This is a genomic window from Zunongwangia profunda SM-A87, assembly GCF_000023465.1.
In the GTDB taxonomy this organism is placed as follows: domain Bacteria; phylum Bacteroidota; class Bacteroidia; order Flavobacteriales; family Flavobacteriaceae; genus Zunongwangia; species Zunongwangia profunda.
Window position 1 is genome coordinate 2906188 of record NC_014041.1, and the last position, 20352, is coordinate 2926539.

Annotated in this window: 18 protein-coding genes; 4 read left to right on the forward strand and 14 right to left on the reverse strand. The window is 35.3% G+C overall.

From position 1 onward, the window contains the following. Positions 1–75: 75 nt before the first annotated feature. A complete protein-coding gene (locus ZPR_RS12860) occupies positions 76–1287 on the reverse strand; it encodes a proline dehydrogenase family protein (protein ID WP_013072131.1) in 1212 nt (403 codons plus the stop codon). Between the two features lie 96 nt (positions 1288–1383). On the opposite strand from ZPR_RS12860, the gene aroB reads away from it, so the two are divergent. Continuing rightward, positions 1384–2448, forward strand: coding sequence for a 3-dehydroquinate synthase (aroB, locus tag ZPR_RS12865; protein ID WP_013072132.1), 1065 nt, complete (start codon positions 1384–1386; stop codon positions 2446–2448). A 93-nt stretch (positions 2449–2541) separates the two neighbouring features. Next, positions 2542–2838 (forward strand): hypothetical protein, encoded by a 297-nt coding sequence (locus ZPR_RS12870; protein WP_041578913.1) that lies wholly within the window; start codon positions 2542–2544, stop codon positions 2836–2838. A 161-nt stretch (positions 2839–2999) separates the two neighbouring features. Here ZPR_RS12870 and ZPR_RS12875 read toward each other — a convergent pair whose 3' ends face one another. From ZPR_RS12875 to ZPR_RS12900, 6 genes are all read right to left on the reverse strand, one after another. Further along, a complete protein-coding gene (locus ZPR_RS12875) occupies positions 3000–3548 on the reverse strand; it encodes a type 1 glutamine amidotransferase domain-containing protein (protein WP_041580000.1) in 549 nt (182 codons plus the stop codon). A 223-nt stretch (positions 3549–3771) separates the two neighbouring features. Further along, positions 3772–4788, reverse strand: a complete 1017-nt coding sequence (locus ZPR_RS12880; protein ID WP_013072135.1) for a YihY/virulence factor BrkB family protein — start codon at positions 4786–4788, stop codon at positions 3772–3774. Next, positions 4785–5306 carry a DinB family protein gene (locus ZPR_RS12885; RefSeq protein WP_013072136.1) on the reverse strand — a complete coding sequence of 174 codons (522 nt, stop codon included), beginning with the start codon at positions 5304–5306 and terminating at the stop codon, positions 4785–4787. The genes ZPR_RS12880 and ZPR_RS12885 overlap by 4 nt, the downstream gene beginning before the upstream one ends. Positions 5307–5317: 11 nt before the next feature. After that, on the reverse strand, positions 5318–7900 hold the full coding sequence (locus tag ZPR_RS12890; protein ID WP_013072137.1) for a phosphoenolpyruvate carboxylase: 2583 nt from the start codon (positions 7898–7900) through the stop codon (positions 5318–5320). A gap of 93 nt (positions 7901–7993) precedes the next feature. Then, positions 7994–8473, reverse strand: a complete 480-nt coding sequence (locus tag ZPR_RS12895; RefSeq protein ID WP_013072138.1) for an Lrp/AsnC family transcriptional regulator — start codon at positions 8471–8473, stop codon at positions 7994–7996. Between the two features lie 76 nt (positions 8474–8549). Continuing rightward, complete coding sequence (locus ZPR_RS12900) at positions 8550–9710, reverse strand: M14 family zinc carboxypeptidase (protein ID WP_013072139.1); 1161 nt, start codon at positions 9708–9710, stop codon at positions 8550–8552. A gap of 277 nt (positions 9711–9987) precedes the next feature. Between ZPR_RS12900 and ZPR_RS12905 the strand changes: the two genes are divergently transcribed. Together ZPR_RS12905 and ZPR_RS12910 are read left to right on the forward strand one after the other, a co-directional pair. Continuing rightward, the gene (locus ZPR_RS12905; protein WP_013072140.1) at positions 9988–10428 is read left to right on the forward strand and encodes a helix-turn-helix transcriptional regulator; all 441 of its coding nucleotides are present in this window, start codon (positions 9988–9990) and stop codon (positions 10426–10428) included. A 31-nt stretch (positions 10429–10459) separates the two neighbouring features. Then, a complete protein-coding gene (locus tag ZPR_RS12910) occupies positions 10460–10834 on the forward strand; it encodes a hypothetical protein (RefSeq protein ID WP_013072141.1) in 375 nt (124 codons plus the stop codon). Positions 10835–10972: 138 nt separating this feature from the next. Here ZPR_RS12910 and mscL read toward each other — a convergent pair whose 3' ends face one another. From mscL to ZPR_RS12945, 7 genes are all read right to left on the reverse strand, one after another. After that, entirely contained in the window at positions 10973–11428 is a 456-nt protein-coding gene (gene mscL, locus ZPR_RS12915) for a large conductance mechanosensitive channel protein MscL (protein ID WP_013072142.1), read from the reverse strand. Continuing rightward, complete coding sequence (locus tag ZPR_RS12920; protein ID WP_013072143.1) at positions 11428–14049, reverse strand: DNA gyrase/topoisomerase IV subunit A; 2622 nt, start codon at positions 14047–14049, stop codon at positions 11428–11430. Before ZPR_RS12920 ends, mscL begins: the two co-directional genes overlap by 1 nt. A 3-nt stretch (positions 14050–14052) precedes the next feature. Then, positions 14053–14535, reverse strand: coding sequence for a hypothetical protein (locus ZPR_RS12925; RefSeq protein WP_013072144.1), 483 nt, complete (start codon positions 14533–14535; stop codon positions 14053–14055). Continuing rightward, positions 14532–16394 (reverse strand): DNA topoisomerase IV subunit B, encoded by a 1863-nt coding sequence (locus tag ZPR_RS12930; RefSeq protein ID WP_013072145.1) that lies wholly within the window; start codon positions 16392–16394, stop codon positions 14532–14534. The genes ZPR_RS12925 and ZPR_RS12930 overlap by 4 nt, the downstream gene beginning before the upstream one ends. Positions 16395–16817: 423 nt before the next feature. Beyond that, complete coding sequence (gene ychF, locus ZPR_RS12935; RefSeq protein WP_013072146.1) at positions 16818–17912, reverse strand: redox-regulated ATPase YchF; 1095 nt, start codon at positions 17910–17912, stop codon at positions 16818–16820. A gap of 315 nt (positions 17913–18227) precedes the next feature. Further along, complete coding sequence (locus ZPR_RS12940) at positions 18228–19430, reverse strand: hypothetical protein (protein ID WP_013072147.1); 1203 nt, start codon at positions 19428–19430, stop codon at positions 18228–18230. A gap of 115 nt (positions 19431–19545) precedes the next feature. Next, positions 19546–20277, reverse strand: a complete 732-nt coding sequence (locus tag ZPR_RS12945; RefSeq protein ID WP_013072148.1) for a class I SAM-dependent methyltransferase — start codon at positions 20275–20277, stop codon at positions 19546–19548. Between the last annotated feature and the right edge of the window lie 75 nt (positions 20278–20352).

Below are 20352 nucleotides of genomic sequence, written 5' to 3' on the forward strand. Positions count from 1 at the left end.
AAACAGACCAGAGACCTATTTAAATTAATATCGTCTGATCACTGTAAAAATCGGCAATAGGACCTTTCAAAAGAATTAAAAACTTTCTTTTTCCTGGCGATCGTGTCTTGTTTCGTGACCTTTTCTGCGCTTACGTTCTTCAAGCAATAAGGAAAGCTCCCTACCGGTTTGCCCTTTCACTGATGAGTTCTCCTGTGCCCTACGCATTAAATAAGGGACTACATCTCTAACTGGGCCAAAAGGAACCAATTTGGCCGAATTATAGCCCTTTTTTGCTAAATTATAACTTAAATGGTCACTCATCCCAAATAACTGACTAAACCAGATATGTGGATGATTTATATCATATCCCTTATCCTCGATGATCTGTAGCGCCAGATAATTGCTTACCTCGTTGTGTGTACCTATATACACTGAAATATCCTCCAGATTAGCTAAACAATAAGACATTACACTATTAAAGTTCACATCTGTAGCTTCTTTGCTTTCACAAATAGGAGAAGGATAACCTAAACGTTTGGCGCGTTCATTTTCTTTTTCCATATAGGCGCCACGAACAATTTTAGCACCGATTTTAAAACCTTCAGCTTTTCCTTTTTCATGCAGATCTTTAAGGTACTCTATTCTATCCCAACGATAACATTGTAACGTATTAAAAATGAGCGCTTCCTCTTTGTTATATTTACGCATCATTTCTTCCATTAGATCATCTGCAGCTGTTTGCATCCAGGTTTCTTCTCCATCGGCATATAACCTTACTTTTAAATCATAAGCCGTCTTACACAGTTTTTCTACCCGTTCTTTGATGTTTTCCCACTCTTTTTTTTCTTCATCAGATAAACTGACTTTAGCGGTCATTTTTTCCCAAATTTCAAATCTACCCACTCCGGTGGGTTTAAAAACAGCAAAAGGGACTTCTTTTTCTTCATTTGCGAACTTGATAAGTTCTATTTTTTTAGCTACTGCGGCATCAAATTCCTCTTCGGTTTCTTTCCCTTCTACCGAATAGTCTAGAATACTGTGCAATTTGGCCTGGTACATGGTTTTAATGGTAGGTTTACAGTCTTCCATGGTCTCCCCTCCGGCAAATTGCTCAAATATGGTTTTTTTAATCAGGCCTTCTACAGGCAATTTCAATTTTAAAGACATTTTGGTAAGCGCAATACCAGATTTAACTAAAGTTGGCCTTCCCATCATACTGAATAAAAAAATCGCTCTATCCAGCTCTGTATCCGATTTTAATTTAAAAGCCGTTTTGGTATCGTTAAATATCTTTTTTCTAATCATGGGATCTCTTTAATTGTCGCAAATATAATTATTGAATATTGATTTTGGTTTAATAATTTCTCCTTATTTTCGAAACCGATTTAAAGATTCAAAATCATGGAAAACACGGCAAAAGGAACCGTTTTTTATAAAGAAGAAGCATATCAAAAAATTAATGACTATCTAGTACAACACACCCCTTCTAAGATATTTATTTTAGTAGATACTAATACACACGAACATTGTTTACCTGGATTTTTACCTAAAATTTCAACAGCAACAACTATAGAAATTATAGAGATTGAAGCAGGCGAGCCTTTTAAAAATCTAGATACCTGTTTGGGAGTATGGCAAACCATGTCTGATCTTGAAGGCGATCGTAAAAGTTTAATGATCAATCTTGGTGGTGGTGTGGTAACGGATCTTGGCGGTTTTGTTGCTTCAACTTTTAAACGCGGAATCAATTATATTAATGTTCCCACTACCCTACTTGCTATGGTAGATGCTTCGGTTGGTGGTAAAACCGGGGTGGACCTGGGAAATCTTAAAAATCAAATTGGGATTATCTCGAATGCTGAAATGGTAATTGTAGATTCAGATTACCTGGCCACACTGCCTTCTGAAGAAATGAGAAGCGGTTTAGCTGAAATCTTAAAACATGGCTTGATAGCAGATGAGGCTTATTGGGAAAAAGTAGGAAATCTTAGTGAACTTACGCTAAATGATCTGGATGATATCATAAGGGTTTCAGTAGGGATTAAAGCAAAAGTGGTTGCTGAAGATCCTTATGAGAACGGATTGCGAAAAACATTAAATTACGGCCATACGCTAGGACACGCTATAGAATCTTATTGTTTAACCCATACCCAAAAGAAAACATTATTACACGGTGAAGCAGTTGCTTTGGGGATTATTCTCGCAACATATATTTCTAAGGAGTTAAAAGATTTCCCTTCAGAAAAACTTGATAGTATCACCAAACGTATTGTTGAACTTTATGGTAAGGTAGAATTTTCTAAAAATGATATTGATGCTATTATCGATTTAATGAAGTACGACAAGAAAAATGAAGCCGGAAAAATAAATTTTGTGCTCCTTAAAGATATAGGAGAAACCGAGATTGACTGCCAGGTACCAAATAATATAATATTTGATGCCTTTGAATTTTATAAAAACGCCTGATTATTATAAATTTATTATTCTATTAAAAATTTACCCTAAGCCTTTGAGGTTTTATATTTTTATTTATAATTGCAAAAAAATCAACCCTATAAAATGAAAAGAGTAATTGTTGACTTTAAAAAACTAACTCCGGAGATATTAAGCCTTCTTGTAGAGAAGTACCCTGATGGCTATGATGATGATCACATCATTTCCTTTAAAAATGCAAAGGGAGAAACGATTGATGCGGTTGAAGTACGAACTGAAGACGCCATTTACCTGGTGAAGGTAAGTACACGTTTAGAAAACACTATGGCTAATTTTGATGAGGAAGATTATGATGACGACGACTTTAACGAGCCAATCGTAGACATCCCAGAGAAGGATAACGACGAAGAGGAAGATGATTAAGACCTTGATAAAGGTTTAAATTCCCCGAGTCTTTCTTTTATATAATACAATTTAGATGCCTGCGGTCTGTACATGTGGATGGCAAGTATATTTAAACATATATAAAAAAGGGAGTTTAAAATCTAAACTCCCTTTTTAATTTGTATTGAATGATTTAAAGATTAGGCATGCTGATAATCATGCTTTCCTTCTTTAATTTCTTCAATCAATTTATCATTAAATGCTGGTAGATCATCTGGTGTTCTACTAGTCACAAAACCTTCGTCTACTACCACTTCTTTATCTACCCAAAGCGCTCCTGCGTTCTCTAAATCTTTTTTAATAGATGGATAAGAAGTCATTGTTCTACCTTCTACAACTTCAGCATTGATCAAGGACTGAGGACCGTGACAAATAGCGGCTACGATTTTACTTTGCTTAAAGAAATCTCTAATAAATACCAATGCATCTTCATTGGTACGCAAATTATCTGGGTTTATTACTCCTCCTGGAAGTACTAAAGCGTTATAATCTTTAGCGCTTACTTTACTAACTTCCTTATCTACAGTAAAATCTTTACCCCATTTATCTACATCCCAACTTTTAATAGATCCAGATTTTATACTTACAATTTCTGCTGTAAAACCTGCTTTTTCTATCGCTTCCTTTGGCGATGTTAATTCACTTTCTTCAAATCCGTCTGTTGCTAAAATAGCTACTCTCTTTTCCATAATTTTTGTTTTTTTAAGCATTTATCCAAATGTAAAAACTATAAAAGAGAACCTGTATTAAAGGCATTTTAAATTAAAGTGTGACGAAGTTAATAAGCGTTAAAAGTGAATTATCTGCAATTTAGGATATCAATTTCAAATTTCAGTTATTGATTATCATTAGTTACACAGCATTTTTTATTTGCTAACCAAATTTTAAATCTCCAATAGAATTGAACTTTAATCAGTTCTCATTTTTATTCTTTTTAGAAATTCCCAGGTTCGATTTAAGTTTATCTATAATTCTTTTTTCCTCCTTTATCTGTACTTTTTTCTTCTCCAGCTTTTCCATTTCCTGATAAATTGCAGGTTCCCCATTTTTCCCCATCTCTATTTTTTCATTTTTTACAAGCGCATACTGCACGGTAAACTCGGCTCCGTAAAACATAATCATACAGGCATAATATACCCAAAGTAAAATCAAAACCACGCTGGATGCTCCGCCGTATACAGAAGTTGGATCACTGGTGCCAAAATAAAAGCTGATAAGATAATATCCTATTAAAAACAAAATGGTTGTAAGACTTGCACCCCAAAAAGTAGTTCTCCACTTAATCTTAATATCGGGAAGTATTTTAAAAATTGCCATAAATAAAGAAGTGATGACAAGAAAGGATATGATAAAGTTTGCGATACTCAACACGGCACCAGTAATATGAGGAGCACTTAATTGAATACTATCTTTAATAAGGTTTAATAATGCCGAAATTACCAGAGATACTAATAACAAAAGACCAACAACCAGGATCATCCCAAAAGAAATCGCCCGGTCTAAAAGTAATCCCCAAAAATTGTTACGTTTTTCCGCAACATTCCAAATATTATTCATGGCCAGTTTAAGCTGAACAAAAACTCCGGTAGCACCAAATAACAACATGCCTACGCCAAAAATGATAGCAAAAGTCGAGTCTTCTGAAAGCCATGCACTGGAGATCATCCCCTCTACGGCATTTGCGGTATCCCCACCAATAAACCTACTAATTTCTGAAGTAATTCTATCCTGTACAGTTGTTCTACTACCCAAAAAATATCCCGCTATGGTCACAACTATGATCAATAAAGAGGGTAACGAAAATAGCGCATAATAGGCAATAGTAGCACTACGCGAGTAAGGCTCGTTTTTATTCCAGCTGGTAAAAGCTCTGGCCATAAGCTTAAAGAATGACTTAATGGCTTTTAAGAATTTTGGAGGATTTTTCAAATGCCGTAACGTTCTTGTAAAATTTTTAAATGATGCATGGTATGTCCTACAATGATAAAGCCTATAGCCCTAGGAGTAGCTGAAGAACCATTCATTTGTCCTACTTGTTTTAACATGTCGTTTGTAAAAGAATCAAATAAAATTGAAGTCGATTTTCGTACCATTTCGAATTCTGTTTTAAAACTTTCCAAAGTCCGATTTTCAGCCCCAGAGCAAACTACATAGGCATCATGATCAAAACCAGATAGTGGTTGTGTTTCCCTTCTAGCGAGGCAAAGTGCTCTATACTGAAAAATACGTTCAACATCTATTAAATGTTGAAATACTTCAGCAACGGTCCACTTTCCTTCTTCATATTTAAAAGATAATTGTGCTTCTTCGATTCTCGCTAATCGTTCTGACACCTCTTTTAGGTTCTCTAAAAATAATATCCCCAAAGAAGTTTCTTTGGGGACACTTTTAATATAATTTTCATAGAACGAATTGTATTCCGAAGCATTTAACTGCTCTACTGTCATATATTACTTTGTTAAGCTGAATTTCTACTTGCATTAATATTACCGTATAAGGATCTGGTAACCATTTTTTCGAATTCATCCAATCGTTCGGTATCACCACTGTCCTGGAGCTTTTGTACCATTCTTAATGCATGTTGCTGAATAGTAAGCAATGGAAGAACGATACGCTCCCTGGCCTGAATCGAAGCCCTCATCGCAGGCTCATTTTCCATAAGCTCTTTGTAACCGGTCACTTTTAATAGCATTTCTTTGGAACGTATATACTCATCGTGAATAATTTGCCAGAATTCACCAAATTCTTCATCTTCCTTCATGTAGGCAGTCAATTCGAAAAAAGATTTGGTTAAACTCATCATACTATTTTCAAGCAAGGTTTTAAAGAAAATCGAATTATTATACAGTTGTTTTACTTTATCAAATTCTCCGTTTTCTTCGTATTTCTTTAATGCTGTACCTACACCAAAGAATCCAGGTACGTTTTGTTTTAACTGGCTCCAGCTACCTACAAAAGGAATTGCACGTAAATTATCAAGATTTAATGCATTATTATTTCTCTTTGATGGTCGGCTACCAATATTTGTTTTGGCATAATATTTAAGCGTACTCATCTTCTCTAAATAAGGAATAAATCTTGGGTGCGCTTTAAAGTCCATATAGGTATTATAGCTGGTCTCGGCCAGATTTACCATTGTTTTACGATCTTCATCAGACAAATTGTTTTTACCATGATTAAAAATCTCGTTAGACACTCCTGCACTTATTAATTGCTCCAGGTTATACTGGCAACTATCTTTAGTTCCAAAATTACTACTAATGGTTTGTCCCTGTACGGTTAACTGGATTTCTTCATTTTCGATAGCTGAACCTAGAGAAGCATAGAATTGGTGTGTTTTACCGCCTCCACGTGCTGGTGGTCCTCCACGCCCATCAAAGAAAGTGACTTTAATGTCATATTCTCTAGATATTTCGGTAAGTTCCTGTTTAGCTTTATAGATACTCCAGTTCGCCATAAGGTATCCCCCATCTTTAGTACCATCACTAAAACCAAGCATTATAGTTTGTTTGTTACCTCTACGCTCTAAATGCTCACGATATACAGGATTGCTATATAAAGTTTTCATTACCTCTGGTGAAGCTTTTAAATCTGGTACCGTTTCGAATAACGGAATTATATCGACACTTGGTTGATCCCATCCACAAAGTCTTAAAAATGCAAAAGGCTCTAAAACACTCTGCGGCACTTCACTATGACTAATAATATAACGGTTGGCTCCTTTTTCTCCATTAGTTTTCTGGATTTGTTTCATCGCATGGATGGAAGAAATAGTTGCTTTCCCCATTCCATCTTCACTATCAAACTCGTCTGCAGAGAGATTTCCGGTTACATTTGAGAGAATTTCAATTTGTTCTTTATCTGAAAGCTCTTTATAATTTTTAGGGATTAGGTTATCCCCTCTTTTTTCGCAAACGGCAATAATTTCTGAAAGTACCTCCTCATGAACCCCGCTATCCTGACGGATATCTAAGGTAGCCAGATGGTATCCAAATAAATTAACTTTATTTAAAAGATCATCTACTTCATCCAGGAATAACGATTGATGTTTGTTTATCAATACTTCTCTGATAGCATGTAACTTAACCTTTAGTTCTTTAAGTGGTAATTTAATGGTAGCGCTTTCCGAAACGGCACCATCATAAAGTGCTCTTTCAATTTCTTCAATGGTTTCATTTACCCCTTCAAAAGTCAATCTCCTTTTAAGTTTTCTGGCATCACGATAGTAACAAAACAATATAGTACTTTTAAGCCTTTTGGCCACCTGTAAGGTGATATCTGTAGTTACAAAAGGATTTCCATCACGGTCACCACCAGGCCAGAACCCTAATTCTATAATTTCATTGCCAATGCTATCACCATCAAACATATTTTGCTGGATATAGCTATATATTTTACTTACACTTTGATAAAATACATTTTCAAAATACCATATAAGACTTATGGCCTCATCAAGTGGCGTTGGTTTTTCTTTTTTAAAGAACGGTGTCTTACCAAGCTGAGATAAAAGTTGTTTTATCTTTACAAGATCATCGTTTTGAATGGCCTTATCAAGATCGGTAATGATTCCTAATACAGCGCCAGGATAAAATTGTGTTGGGTGAGCCGTTAAAGTTGGTCTAACCTTAAACCGGGTTAAAAACTCCCGTAGTTTTTCATTCTGATTTCGGGATTCAGACTCTTCTTTTATATTTCGAAGTGTCCCAATACCATCCATATTGTTAACGATAGGAAAAGCAGCATCTTCAATGGCGTCAAATAATACTACCTGTCTTTCGATATATTGTATGAACCTAAACAAAAGATCATTCATATCTTTTTCTGAAGGATCATCCAGATATTTCTTAAAAAATGCCTCTACGATTTCAGAGGGATTTTTATTCTCTTTAAATCCTTTTTCGCAAACTTCCTGAAAAAGTGGTAATAAAGATCCGGTTTTACGAATGTCATTAAATGGCAGGGTTAGAAAAAGACTGTTATAAATTTGATACTTAGAAAGAACATTTTCATTGAAACGTTCTAACTTAGGTTCTCTATGCATAATTTTTGGTATTTAGTTGTCTTAAAATTATAAAAAAACCCCTTCAAACAAAAGAGCTTAAAGGGTTTTTAATAAAAGTTTAGTATTCTCTCCTTACAGCTCTTTAAAAATAGAGTGCATTAAACGTTTTTTATCGTTAATACTTTCTTCTAAAGAGATCATGGTTTCGGTACGATATACTCCTTCAATATCATCTAATTGAAAGATAATTTCTTTAGCATGCTGTGTATTACGGGCTCTAACTTTACAGAAAACATTAAATTTTCCGGTAGTAACGTGAGCAACGGTTACAAAAGGAATTTCATTAATTCTTTCTAAAACAAATTTTGTTTGTGAGGTGTTTTTAAGAAACACACCTACATAAGCGATAAACGCATACCCAAGTTTTTGGTAATCCAGCGTTAACGAAGAACCTATTATGATTCCCGCTTCTTCCATTTTCTTTACACGAACGTGAACCGTACCGGCAGAAATTAAAAGCTTTTTAGCGATATCGGTAAACGGAGTTCTAGTATTCTCGATAAGCATGTCGAGAATCTGATGATCTGTTTCGTCTAATTTAAATTTGGCCATTTTCTTAACTTCTTTTTATTATATGAAGTTCAAAAATAATACAAAAACTTTGAAGTATTTATAATTTTTTGAAGAATTAATCACATTTAACCATTAATATTTCTCTATTTAAGAATATTTTATCAACTATAACGTTTTCGACTGGTGTTTTCCGCCCTTCTAATTCCAGTATTTTGCCTTCTCCATCAACCTCTTTATGACCATATTTGTCAATTTTATCCTCGATTTTTTCAATTTTCGGTATAAATTCAATCTTATTGCCGACCAATTTTTCTGAATATTGAATACTTACATCCTTAATACTATCTAATATCCTGACGTTTTTAATCAAAATATCATTGAAATTCTTAGCATTTTCAGGAATAGCAAAATAATCTTCTACGCTAAAATCCAAATAAGTACCTATTGCTATACTTCTTAATGAAGAAATTATACTTGCCACTACAAATTCTCTGGTCGCTTCACGCGTATAATCGTTGGGAAAATGACCTTCTTCAAATAAAACAGTCGGCACCCCTTCGCTTTGAAATGTATCTCCCGTACAATTAAGGTTAAATCCATCATCATAGCGTCCAATCTGCCCTGGTAACACCTCCTGCAAATCTGAAGCAATTTGCGCAATTATTTTCATGCTTTCGCTTCGCTTCGCGCTAAGATGACGTTCCTCATCTTCAGCAGGTGTTAAAAAAGACATTACTGCCGACTTATCCGTTAAACCGGCACTAAAGATGGTTCTTTGGCCATGCAGGTTTAAACAAAACTGCGGCTTCACCTCTTCAAATACTTTTCTAAGTAAACGGCTTTCTGGTTGCGTTAGATTTTGAGCATCCCTGTTAAGATCTACGTTGTTGTAATTAAACCGGGTATACTTTCTTGCTCCATCAGGGTTTAACATTGGAATACAATATAAACTGATATTATTTAAAATATCGCGGGTTTCTACAGTATCTAAATATATAAGCGCATTAATAACATCCAGAACGGCCCTGGTCGTTGTGGATTCGTTACCGTGCATTTGAGACCAGGCCAGAACTTTTATTTTTCCATTACCAATTCTAATAAGATGAATAGGCTCCTTATTTACAGAATAGCCAATTTTAGATAGTTCAACATCTTTTTCAAAATTATTCAGGATCGGTTGAATATGAGACTGATTGATATAACGGTCTTTTATTTGATTCAATTTAAAATCTGGATAACGATCCATGATTTCTTTAATAGGAGCTGCGTATTTCATGTTGACAAAAGTAAAAAACCTTTATTTTACAATTGTAAACAAGGTTCTATATCTTAGTTGTTTACAATTGTAATTTAGCCCTAGTGTGAAAAAGAAAACAATCTTGGATATACTCCAAGAATACAGTTTAAAACCCTTAATTTATTGTTTTTTAGTAAATTAAGTGCCTTTACTTAACCTTTAGCTTTATCAATACGAGCCAATTTACATTTGTAATTAGGAATTCATTATTAAATAATTTACATTTGTAAATGCAGGAAAATTAATACTTTTTACAATGGTAAACACTAAAGAGTTTACAAATAGATTACAGGAAATTATCGAATATTATGATTTAACGGCTTCTTCTTTTGCTGATAAAATTGAAGTTGGCAGGTCTTCGATTAGTCATCTATTGTCAGGGCGGAATAAACCCAGCCTGGAATTTGTTATGAAAATTGTGAAGACTTTTCCTGAAGTAGAACTCTACTGGTTACTTAATGGGAAAGGAAGCTTTCCTAAAGTTGAAAATGATACCTCTCCCGAAAAAACTAGTATCGTCTCATCAAAAAAAGAATCGGTTCCTGCACAAAAATTCGAAAATGATTTATTTTCTGAAACTAACCCGGCAGATCCAGTAAACAAGGTTGTATCTTCTTTTCCTTCTAAAACCGATAAAAAAATCTCGAGAGTGATTATATTTTATGAAGATGGTACTTTTGATGCCTTTGAAAATTGAATATTCAGGCCATTTGGATTAATTTTGCAGTATGAAAAAATTAATCTTCTTTATTGCTCCCCTCGCATTTTTAAGTTGTTTTGAACCAGAAAAAAATTGCCAGGATTTTCGTACCGGAACGTTTGAATTTCAATCCTATTTAAACGGGGAAATGGTGACTTCCAGATTTGTACGTACTGATAGTTTAGAGATTGATACCTTTCAGGGGAAAACCGACACTTCTTCTGTTCGCTGGATTAATGACTGTGAATTCGTACTTAAAAATCTTCATCCTAAAAACATGCAGGAACGGCAGGCAATCCATATGCGTATCATTAAAACGGATAAAGATGGCTACACCTTTGAATATGGAAAAGTAGGCGATCCCCGTAAGGAACGAGGATCGGTGTATCGAGTAAAAGAATAATCTACAAAGAGTTTTACTCCATAATCGAGATTAAATACTAAGGCCCTATCAGAATAACTATTAGGATCTGGAGGTCTTCTCGAGAAATAAAATCTAATTTTTTAATTACTATCTAATCACCTTTTTAACTGAGGGTACTTACTTTCTATTGTTTTGTTTTAAAAGTTCATTTTGCTCTTTTATTAGCAAATTCAAGCTGGAAAGTAATTCGATATCTTTTGGTGTATCTACTTCTTTATTATCGGGATCCTGGGCTTTTGCCCTAAACCGGTTCATCAGTTTTACCACTATGAAGATGGTGAAGCCTATAATCAGAAAATCAATTAAGGCTTCTAATAAAGCTCCGTAAGCAATAGCTACTTCTTCAACAGCTTTTCCGGTAGTGCTTGCTGTCGCATCAATGGCCTCTCTTAAAACAATCTTTTTATCTGAAAGTTGAATTCCATCGGTCATTAAACTCAAAGGTGGCGTAATGATCTCTTTTACCAAAACATCGATCACTTTATTAAAGGCCGCACCAATAATTACCCCAATGGCGATGTCGACCATATTACCCTTAATGGCAAACTCTTTAAACTCTTTAAGTATTCCCATTATTCGTCATCAAATAATTTGGTTTGATTCTCCTCTGAAGAGTCCTCTTTAAAACTGGTCCCGATTTGGTTAAAATCTACCTCTTCTTTTTCTTCATTTTCTTCTTCTGGATCGGGTTCATCGGGAAGTGGATCAAGTAAGTTTATTGTTTTTACCTTATCTGTAGTTAACTGGTTTCCAAGTGCCTTAATCCCTTTTACCGAAATAAACTCTTCAATACTCACTTCTTCGTTTGGTCGGCGATCTTTTCCTTTTAATTTGGTAAATTCAATCTCTATCATCGGAAAGTAATCTGTAGATACTACTTCCAAATAGGCATTGTCGTGATCGCTAATAAACTTCTCTTCTTTATCGGGATGTTCGATTAAGAAACGTTTTACATAATAACGTTCTTTTTCAGGCTCCCAGTAAATCGCTGAAACCGGCTTTTTAGGATTCCATTTTTCCAGGATGACCATTTCCTCATCAAAACGCTTTGTTAGTTCGGGTTTAATGGTTTTTGCTATACCGTCCTGGGTGATAATGAGCAGACGGTCTTCTCCTTTAAATTCCCCCAGCAATTCGCCACGTTCATCTACATTCAGGCGTTTTACCACATCATCAAACCAGATCTTTCTGGGTTTTAAAGTAGAAACACCTTCTTCTTTTAGTTCTATTCGTTTTACAGAGTATTTAGTAACGATATTTCCTTTTACGTTTCTTCCTTTTATTAGGATTTCGCTAAAATCCAATTCAAATTTTAGTTTTTTAATACTCCCTACCTGTCTTAAGAAAACAGTTATCACTTCGGCTTCCCCATTAGGATTAGCTGAGAAATAAAGAACTTTAGAATCTTTTTTGCCCTGAGTAAGATCGTATTCCCGATCTCTGGTTACCGATGTTACCGCGAAACGTTTTACATAAGTAGTGCCACCTTTCCCATCGCGATAAATCATATTATAAATGGTGCGCTTATCTTTTTTCTTAAAAACAGCAACATGAATGATATCTTTACCAATAAAGGTTTTGGTGTCTACTTTGGTGACCATCATTTTACCATCGGCCGTAAAACAAATAATATCGTCGATGTCTGAACAATCAGTTACATACTCATCCCTTTTTAGAGCGGTGCCAATAAATCCTTCTTTACGGTTTACATAAAGTTTAGTGTTTCTTATGACTACTTTAGAGGCTTCGATATCTTCAAACAATCGTAGCTCGGTCTTTCGATCTTTATCCTGCCCGTATTTTTCTTTTAGCTTTGTAAAATAATCAATCGCATAATCTATTAGATGATCAAGATGATGCTTGATCCTGGCGATTTCATCTTCTAAAGCATCTATTTTTTGTTGCGCCTTATCAATGTCAAATTTAGAGATCCTTTTAATTCGGATTTCTGTAAGTCGCACGATATCTTCTTCGGTTACCGCTCGTTTTAAATGAGTGATATGTGGTTTTAAACCTTCATCTATAGCACTAATGACTCCTTCCCAGGTCTCTTCTTCTTCAATCTCGCGATAGATCCTGTTTTCAATAAAAATTCTTTCTAAAGATGCAAAATGCCATTGCTCTTCCAGTTCATCCAGTGTGATTTCCAGCTCACGTTTTAAAAGATGAAGCGTATGGTCTGTAGAAGACCTTAAAATATCCGAAACTCCTAAAAATTCAGGTTTATTATCTACAATAACACATCCCAGTGGGGATAATGAGTTTTCACACTGCGTGAATGCATAAAGGGCATCGATAGTACGATCAGGAGATATATTATTGGGGAGATGGATTTGTATTTCCACTTCCGCAGCGGTATTATCTTCGATCTTTTTGATCTTGATTTTTCCTTTCTCGTTAGCTTTTAATACCGAATCGATCAAGCTTGTGGTGGTGGTACCAAAAGGAATTTCGGTAATCACCAGCGTATTTTTATCTAACTGACTAATTTTAGCGCGAACTCTCACACGACCACCGCGTTTACCATCATTATAATGTGAAATATCTGCGATCCCACCGGTAGGAAAATCAGGAAATAATTTAAAACGTTTCCCCTGTAGATGTTTTATAGACGCATCGATAAGTTCATTAAAGTTATGCGGTAATAGACGAGTACTCAAACCTACAGCAATTCCCTCGCCACCTTGCGCAAGTAACATAGGAAATTTTACGGGAAGGTTTACCGGTTCTTTTTTACGGCCATCATAGGATAACTGCCACTCGGTAAGCTTTGGATTATATAATACTTCCAGAGCGAATTTCGATAATCTCGCCTCGATATATCGTGGTGCTGCTGCACGGTCACCGGTTAAAATATTACCCCAGTTTCCCTGTGTATCGATTAAAAGATCTTTTTGGCCAATTTGAACCATGGCATCACCTATACTCGCATCCCCGTGAGGGTGATATTGCATGGTATGCCCAACGATATTCGCTACTTTATTATAACGACCATCATCAAGATCTTTCATAGAATGCATAATTCGGCGTTGTACGGGTTTAAAACCGTCTTCCATAGCCGGTACGGCACGCTCTAAAATCACATAAGAAGCATAATCAAGAAACCAGTCCTTATACATACCGGTTACTCGCATTAATTCTTCCTTAGGCTTATTTAATTGTTCGTCTTTAGATTCTTCGGGATTCTCTTCCATATGTTAAGCCACAGCTTTAGGTTTGTCCAAAACATTTCGCAAAGAAGCGACCAGGCCGCTTTTCTTTTTTCTGCTTAAAAATGTGGTGTTAAATGTATATTTTTTAAAACCTTTTCTTCGTCTGGATTTAATATAAATAGTTATGCTTGAATATATTCCGTAATTGTTAAACTTATATTTTGCTAATTTTCTTTTTGGAAACTCTGCTTTCTTTACCCGGTATTCCATAAATTTTGAAAAGAAAACTCCGTTATTCTTAAAAATAAGAGTTTCACCATCGCTATCAAAATCGAAACTTACTCCAATTTTATGTACAAAAAAGAAGATAAGAAGCGTAATGATATTCGGTAAAAAATGGCTGAATTTTATAGGCTCATCACGGCCTATTAATTCTACATTTACAAAAATGTTGGTTAAAAAAACCGCCACCAACACGATATAAATGGGTGGGATTATTTTTATTTCATTTTTGTTATTTAACCTCATATTCCTAATTCTTCAATAAGATCAAGCTCTACTTTTAAGTTGTCTATGATAAACTCCTGTCGATCTGGTGTGTTTTTACCCATATAGAAACTTAGCATTTCTTCAATAGATTTATCCTTGTCCAGCATTACAGGATCCAGCCTGATATCATCACCGATAAAATATTTAAATTCGTCCGGAGAGATCTCTCCTAAACCTTTAAATCGGGTGATTTCAACCTTTCCTTTAAGTTTTTGCACGGCCTGTTTTCTTTCATATTCTGAATAGCAATAGATCGTCTCCTTTTTATTACGCACTCTAAAAAGCGGTGTTTGTAAGATATATAAATGATTTTCTTTAATCAGTTCAGGAAAAAACTGAAGAAAAAAAGTAATTAATAATAATCGAATGTGCATCCCATCAACATCGGCATCTGTGGCGATTACGATATTATTATAACGAAGATCTTCTAAGGACTCCTCAATATTTAATGCAGCCTGTAACAGGTTAAATTCTTCGTTTTCGTAAACAATTTTTTTGCTTAACCCGTAGCTGTTTAAAGGCTTTCCTTTTAAGCTGAAAACCGCCTGAGTATTTACATCTCTGGATTTAGTGATGGATCCACTTGCAGAATCCCCCTCGGTAATAAATAGTGTGGTTTCTAAATAGCGTTCCTTCTTATTGTCTCCAAGATGAATTCTGCAATCTCTTAGTTTTTTATTGTGTAAGCTGGCTTTTTTAGCACGTTCTTTAGCCAGTTTTCTAATTCCTGAAAGATCTTTTCGCTCGCGCTCGGCCTGAAGAATTTTCCGTTGAAGTTTTTCAGCAGTTTCCTGATTTTTATGCAGGTAATTATCAAAATTACGCTTTACAAAATCATTAATATACGTCCGCACAGTCGGAAAATCTCCGCCCATATCAGTGGATCCAAGTTTTGTTTTGGTCTGACTCTCAAAAACAGGCTCCATCACTTTTATGGAAATAGCCGCTACGATCGATTTTCGGATATCTGAAGCATCGTAGTTTTTCCCGTAGAATTCCCTTACGGTTTTTACGATAGCCTCTCTAAAGGCAGCCAGATGCGTCCCCCCCTGCGAGGTATTTTGACCATTTACAAAAGAATGATATTCTTCACTGTATTGCGCCTTGCTATGTGTTACGGCGATTTCGATATCATCTCCCCGCAAATGAATGATAGGATATAAACGATCTTCTTTATTTAAGGTATCGTTTAATAGATCTTTTAATCCATTTTCTGAATAAAACTTCTCTCCGTTAAAAATAATGCTTAACCCGGGATTCAGGTATACATAATTTTTAATCATTTTCTCGATGTACTCATTTCTAAATTTAAAATTTTTAAAAATAAGCTCATCAGGAACAAAGGTTACTTTTGTACCACGACGGCGTGAAGTTTCCTCCAAAGATTCTTCATCTTTTAAATTTCCCTGCTCAAATTCAGCCGCATGGGATTTTCCATCCCTATTGGATTCCACTCTAAAATAAGAAGAAAGTGCATTTACGGCTTTTGTACCAACACCGTTTAATCCAACCGATTTTTTAAAAGCCCTGGAGTCGTATTTACCACCGGTATTCATCTTGGAAACTACATCCACTACTTTTCCAAGTGGAATACCACGGCCATAATCACGAACGATAACACGTTGATTTTGGACAGATACCTCGATAGTCTTACCGGAACCCATCACAAATTCATCGATACAGTTATCTAAAACTTCTTTAAGCAATATATAAATCCCGTCGTCTGCACTAGAACCATCCCCCAATTTCCCGATATACATTCCCGGGCGCATTCGAATATGTTCTTTCCAGTCCAGCGACCGAATATTATCTTCGGTGTACTTTGTTTCCTGACTCATGTTTGTAAATAGTGGAGTTTCCCGGCTAATATAAGATATACCGGCAAAAGTTAAAACCCTGCAGCTACAAAGTAATTAACAAAGGCTTTAGGAAAATTGTTAATTGCTAAATTTAAGGTATTCCCTTAAAAAGAAATACCTGTTCGCATATTTTGAATACAATAATCGACATTGCAACTTAACTACCGATTATTGCCAAAGGAATGATCCTAAATCGTATTGAATAATGAAAGTTACAGACAGAAGAGGAGCACCAAGTTAGTTCTAAAACTACAACTTTTAAAACATGAAATAAAAAACATGTTTGTCCCGATCATTGTATGAGATAAAGCTATTATTTTCTGGTTGAAAAATGTTAACATTACAGTTTCCAACTTTAAAACTTTGTAAACTTTCAGACTTTACAAACTTTCAACCCAAATCTTATACGTTGAATCTAAAATGCATAACATCGCCATCCTGAACCACATACTCCTTCCCTTCTACCCGCATTTTTCCGGCTTCTTTAACTTTGGCTTCAGAGCCTAATTCAGAAAAATCGTTATAAGAAATCACTTCCGCACGAATAAATCCTTTTTCAAAATCGGTATGAATTACCCCTGCTGCCTGCGGAGCTGTAGCTCCAATAGGAATCGTCCAGGCTCTTACTTCCTTAACCCCGGCAGTGAAATACGTTTGTAGGTTTAACAGATTATAAGCACCACGAATTAATTTGGCAGATCCCGGCTCTTCCAGCCCAATATCCTGAAGAAACATTTGGCGTTCTTCATAATCATCTAATTCGGTTATATCTGCTTCTGTACCTACAGCAAGTACCAGAACTTCCGCATTTTCATCTTTTACAGCTTCTCGAACGCGATCTACATGCGCATTACCACTTACCGCTGCTTCTTCATTTACATTACAAACATACATTACCGGTTTATCGGTAATAAACTGTAATGGTTTAATGAATTCTTTATGTTCATCTTCAGTGAATTCTACCGCTCTTATCGATTTTCCAGCTTCTAATCCTACTTTTGCTTTTAATAGTGCAGCTTCTTCTTTTTGAGCTTCTTTATTGCCCGTTTTTGCTGCGCGCTTTACTTTTTCCAGTTTTTTCTCTACCGTTTCCAGGTCTTTAAGCTGGAGTTCCATATCAATGGTTTCTTTATCACGAATAGGATCAATAGATCCGTCTACATGTACGATATTATCGTTATCAAAACATCTTAGTACATGAAGAATCGCATCGGTCTCTCTAATATTGGCCAGAAACTGGTTCCCTAAACCTTCTCCTTTACTTGCACCTTTTACCAGTCCTGCAATGTCCACAATCTCTACGGTTGCCGGTTGTACTCTCTCTGGATTCACCAATTCCTCTAATTTTTTGATACGAGGATCTGGTACGTTTACCACTCCTATATTAGGCTCTATCGTACAAAAAGGGAAATTCGCGCTTTGTGCTTTTGCATTAGATAAGCAATTAAACAAAGTTGATTTTCCTACGTTTGGTAATCCAACAATTCCGGCTTTCATATATTAATTTTTGATGCTGTTTATTTTGCGGCTGCAAAGATAGGAATTAGATACGAATTTCTCCTACCCCTAATTCTTTATAATTTATTTTAAAATCATGCTTAAAACCCATAATCCTAAAACAAAAAAGGAGAGCAACTGCCCTCCTCTCTATTATTTATTCTCTTTTTAATCGATAATCAAGATTAAAATCCTCCGATACTTGTCTCGTTTTAAAAATTTCTTGTTCAATTTAAATGCTTCTTGGGCTTGCCCCGAAAATAGTTACTTTAAAAACTTTCAACTTTTGAACTTTCAACTTTTAAACCTGTAAACTCACTCCACAATATACATTTCGTTAGATGCTTTAATATATTCCTGTGGGTTAAATGTACTCTCGAAACTGTTTTTAACGATATCCAATTTTAATTCCAAATCGCTCATCTTGTCTTTTAAGTAGGGATCTTTCTTATACTTTTCGATTAATCCTTCATATTTGTTCAGGTTTTCTAAAATTCTAAAGGTGATATCACCAAAGCGGATTTTTAGATTTTGAACGGCCAGCATTTGGTCATGATAATTTTGTTTCCAGTTTTCCGGATTGCTTTCGCGCTCTTCTACAATTTTGTTTTCAGCAATTTTTGAAATATCCAGGATATACTGTGTTCTTTTTTTCGCGTCGGTTTCATTAGTGAACTTACGTCCAAACGTCTTAAGGTCGATTCCCAGCATTTGCTCAAAATTTTCAACCATGGCCTTATCCTGGATGTTTTTTAGCTCATCCAGACTTTTATTGATCGCATCCCATTCGGTTTCAATTAAATCTTTATCGTGGGTAAATTGTGATACCGAGGTGGTTAACTTTAGCATTTGTACACTTTGTTCACGTAATTCTTTTTCCCTTCTATTTAACGAATTAATGAAAGTTCCTATACCGTCAAAAAGACTACCGGCAAACATCCCTACAAACGGAGTGCCCTGGCTTAAATCTCCAGTTACTTGAATAATATGATTTAAGGCTGCCAATCTCGCATTATCTTCCTGGTTTTCTTTCACAAAGCCCTGGAATTTACCAAACCATTCCTGGTAACCTTCATAGTGCATGGGATTACTTACTTTATCTAAAGTAGAATAGAATTCTCGAGAGCTGTTAAACAAATTAAGCGGTTTTATTTCACGCTCCATACTGGCAAGATTGAGAACAGCTGAACTATAGTTGTATTTGTATACACTAATGGTATTTTTATCGATTTCAGACTGGCGTTCTTCTAAAAATTTTACCCGCTCCAGAAGCTTTTCTACTTTATCTGAAGCATTTCTGGAATTTTTAATGCTTTCATCAAGATTGTTGATTTTTGAATCAATTTCCTTAATTCTAAAGTCAAGATTCTGACTCAAAAGGGCTCTTTCGCGACTTAATTCTTTTAAAACCTGATCGGTTACCCGTTCGTTTGAAGCGGTGGATGAAAGGCTCTGCGCTACTGCGCTGCCGCTTAGCGCTACAAAAAGGCTTAAGCTTAAGGTTAAATTTTTCATCATTTGGTTTACTTAATTGGTATTTAGATTTTCAGCATTTTTTATGCCAGGCTAAAATATTAAAATTTCATCGATCATTGAACCCAGCTTTAATATCCCTGCCAAATCTCTAAATTATTCAAGAAAGTTTTCCTATTTTAAATATTATTGGGAATTCAATAATATTCTTATCTCCGAAGCTCTCTTTAAGCTGTCGATATATATCATCTACCGGATTAAACCCATTTTTATCTGAGAAATGTTTAACCGCAGACCAGGTTTTTAAATACCCTATTAACCTTTCGAATTCCCATTCTTCTTTAAAATTCACTTTTGGCGTCTTTATTTCCTGAAACGGAAAAGGAATATTGCTATACTCCTTATCCAGATACTTACGCTCTTCATCCCAGTATGAGCCTATAATATCGTTATAAAAATGATCAATAACCTTATTCGTTTCGGCATTACTACGGAAAAGTCCATAGCCTAAGACCACGAAAATCCCGTCATCTTTTAAAGTACGCTTTACTTCCGCATAAAATTGATCAAAATTAAACCAGTGAATGGCTTGCGCCACCGTAATTAAATCAAAAGAATTATCAGGGAAACTCACCTTTTCAGCTTGCTGAATACTATAACTAATATTACTTAATTTAGGAGCTTCTTTTAATTGATTTTCACTTATATCAGTCGCTTCTACCCTATCAAAGAATGTAGAAAGCTCCCTGGCTACCTGGCCATTACCTGTGGCACAATCCCAGGCATTGCGATGATATTTTAAATGCCTTTTTATTTCATCAAATATTACTTTCGGATACTGCGGCCTGTAATTAGCGTAGTTAGCGGACTGGTGGGAAAAATTGTCTTTCATAATAACGAATATCTGGTGAAAGATATAAAATGAATGTTTAAGATGGAATTCTAAATAAGAAAATGAATATTTTTT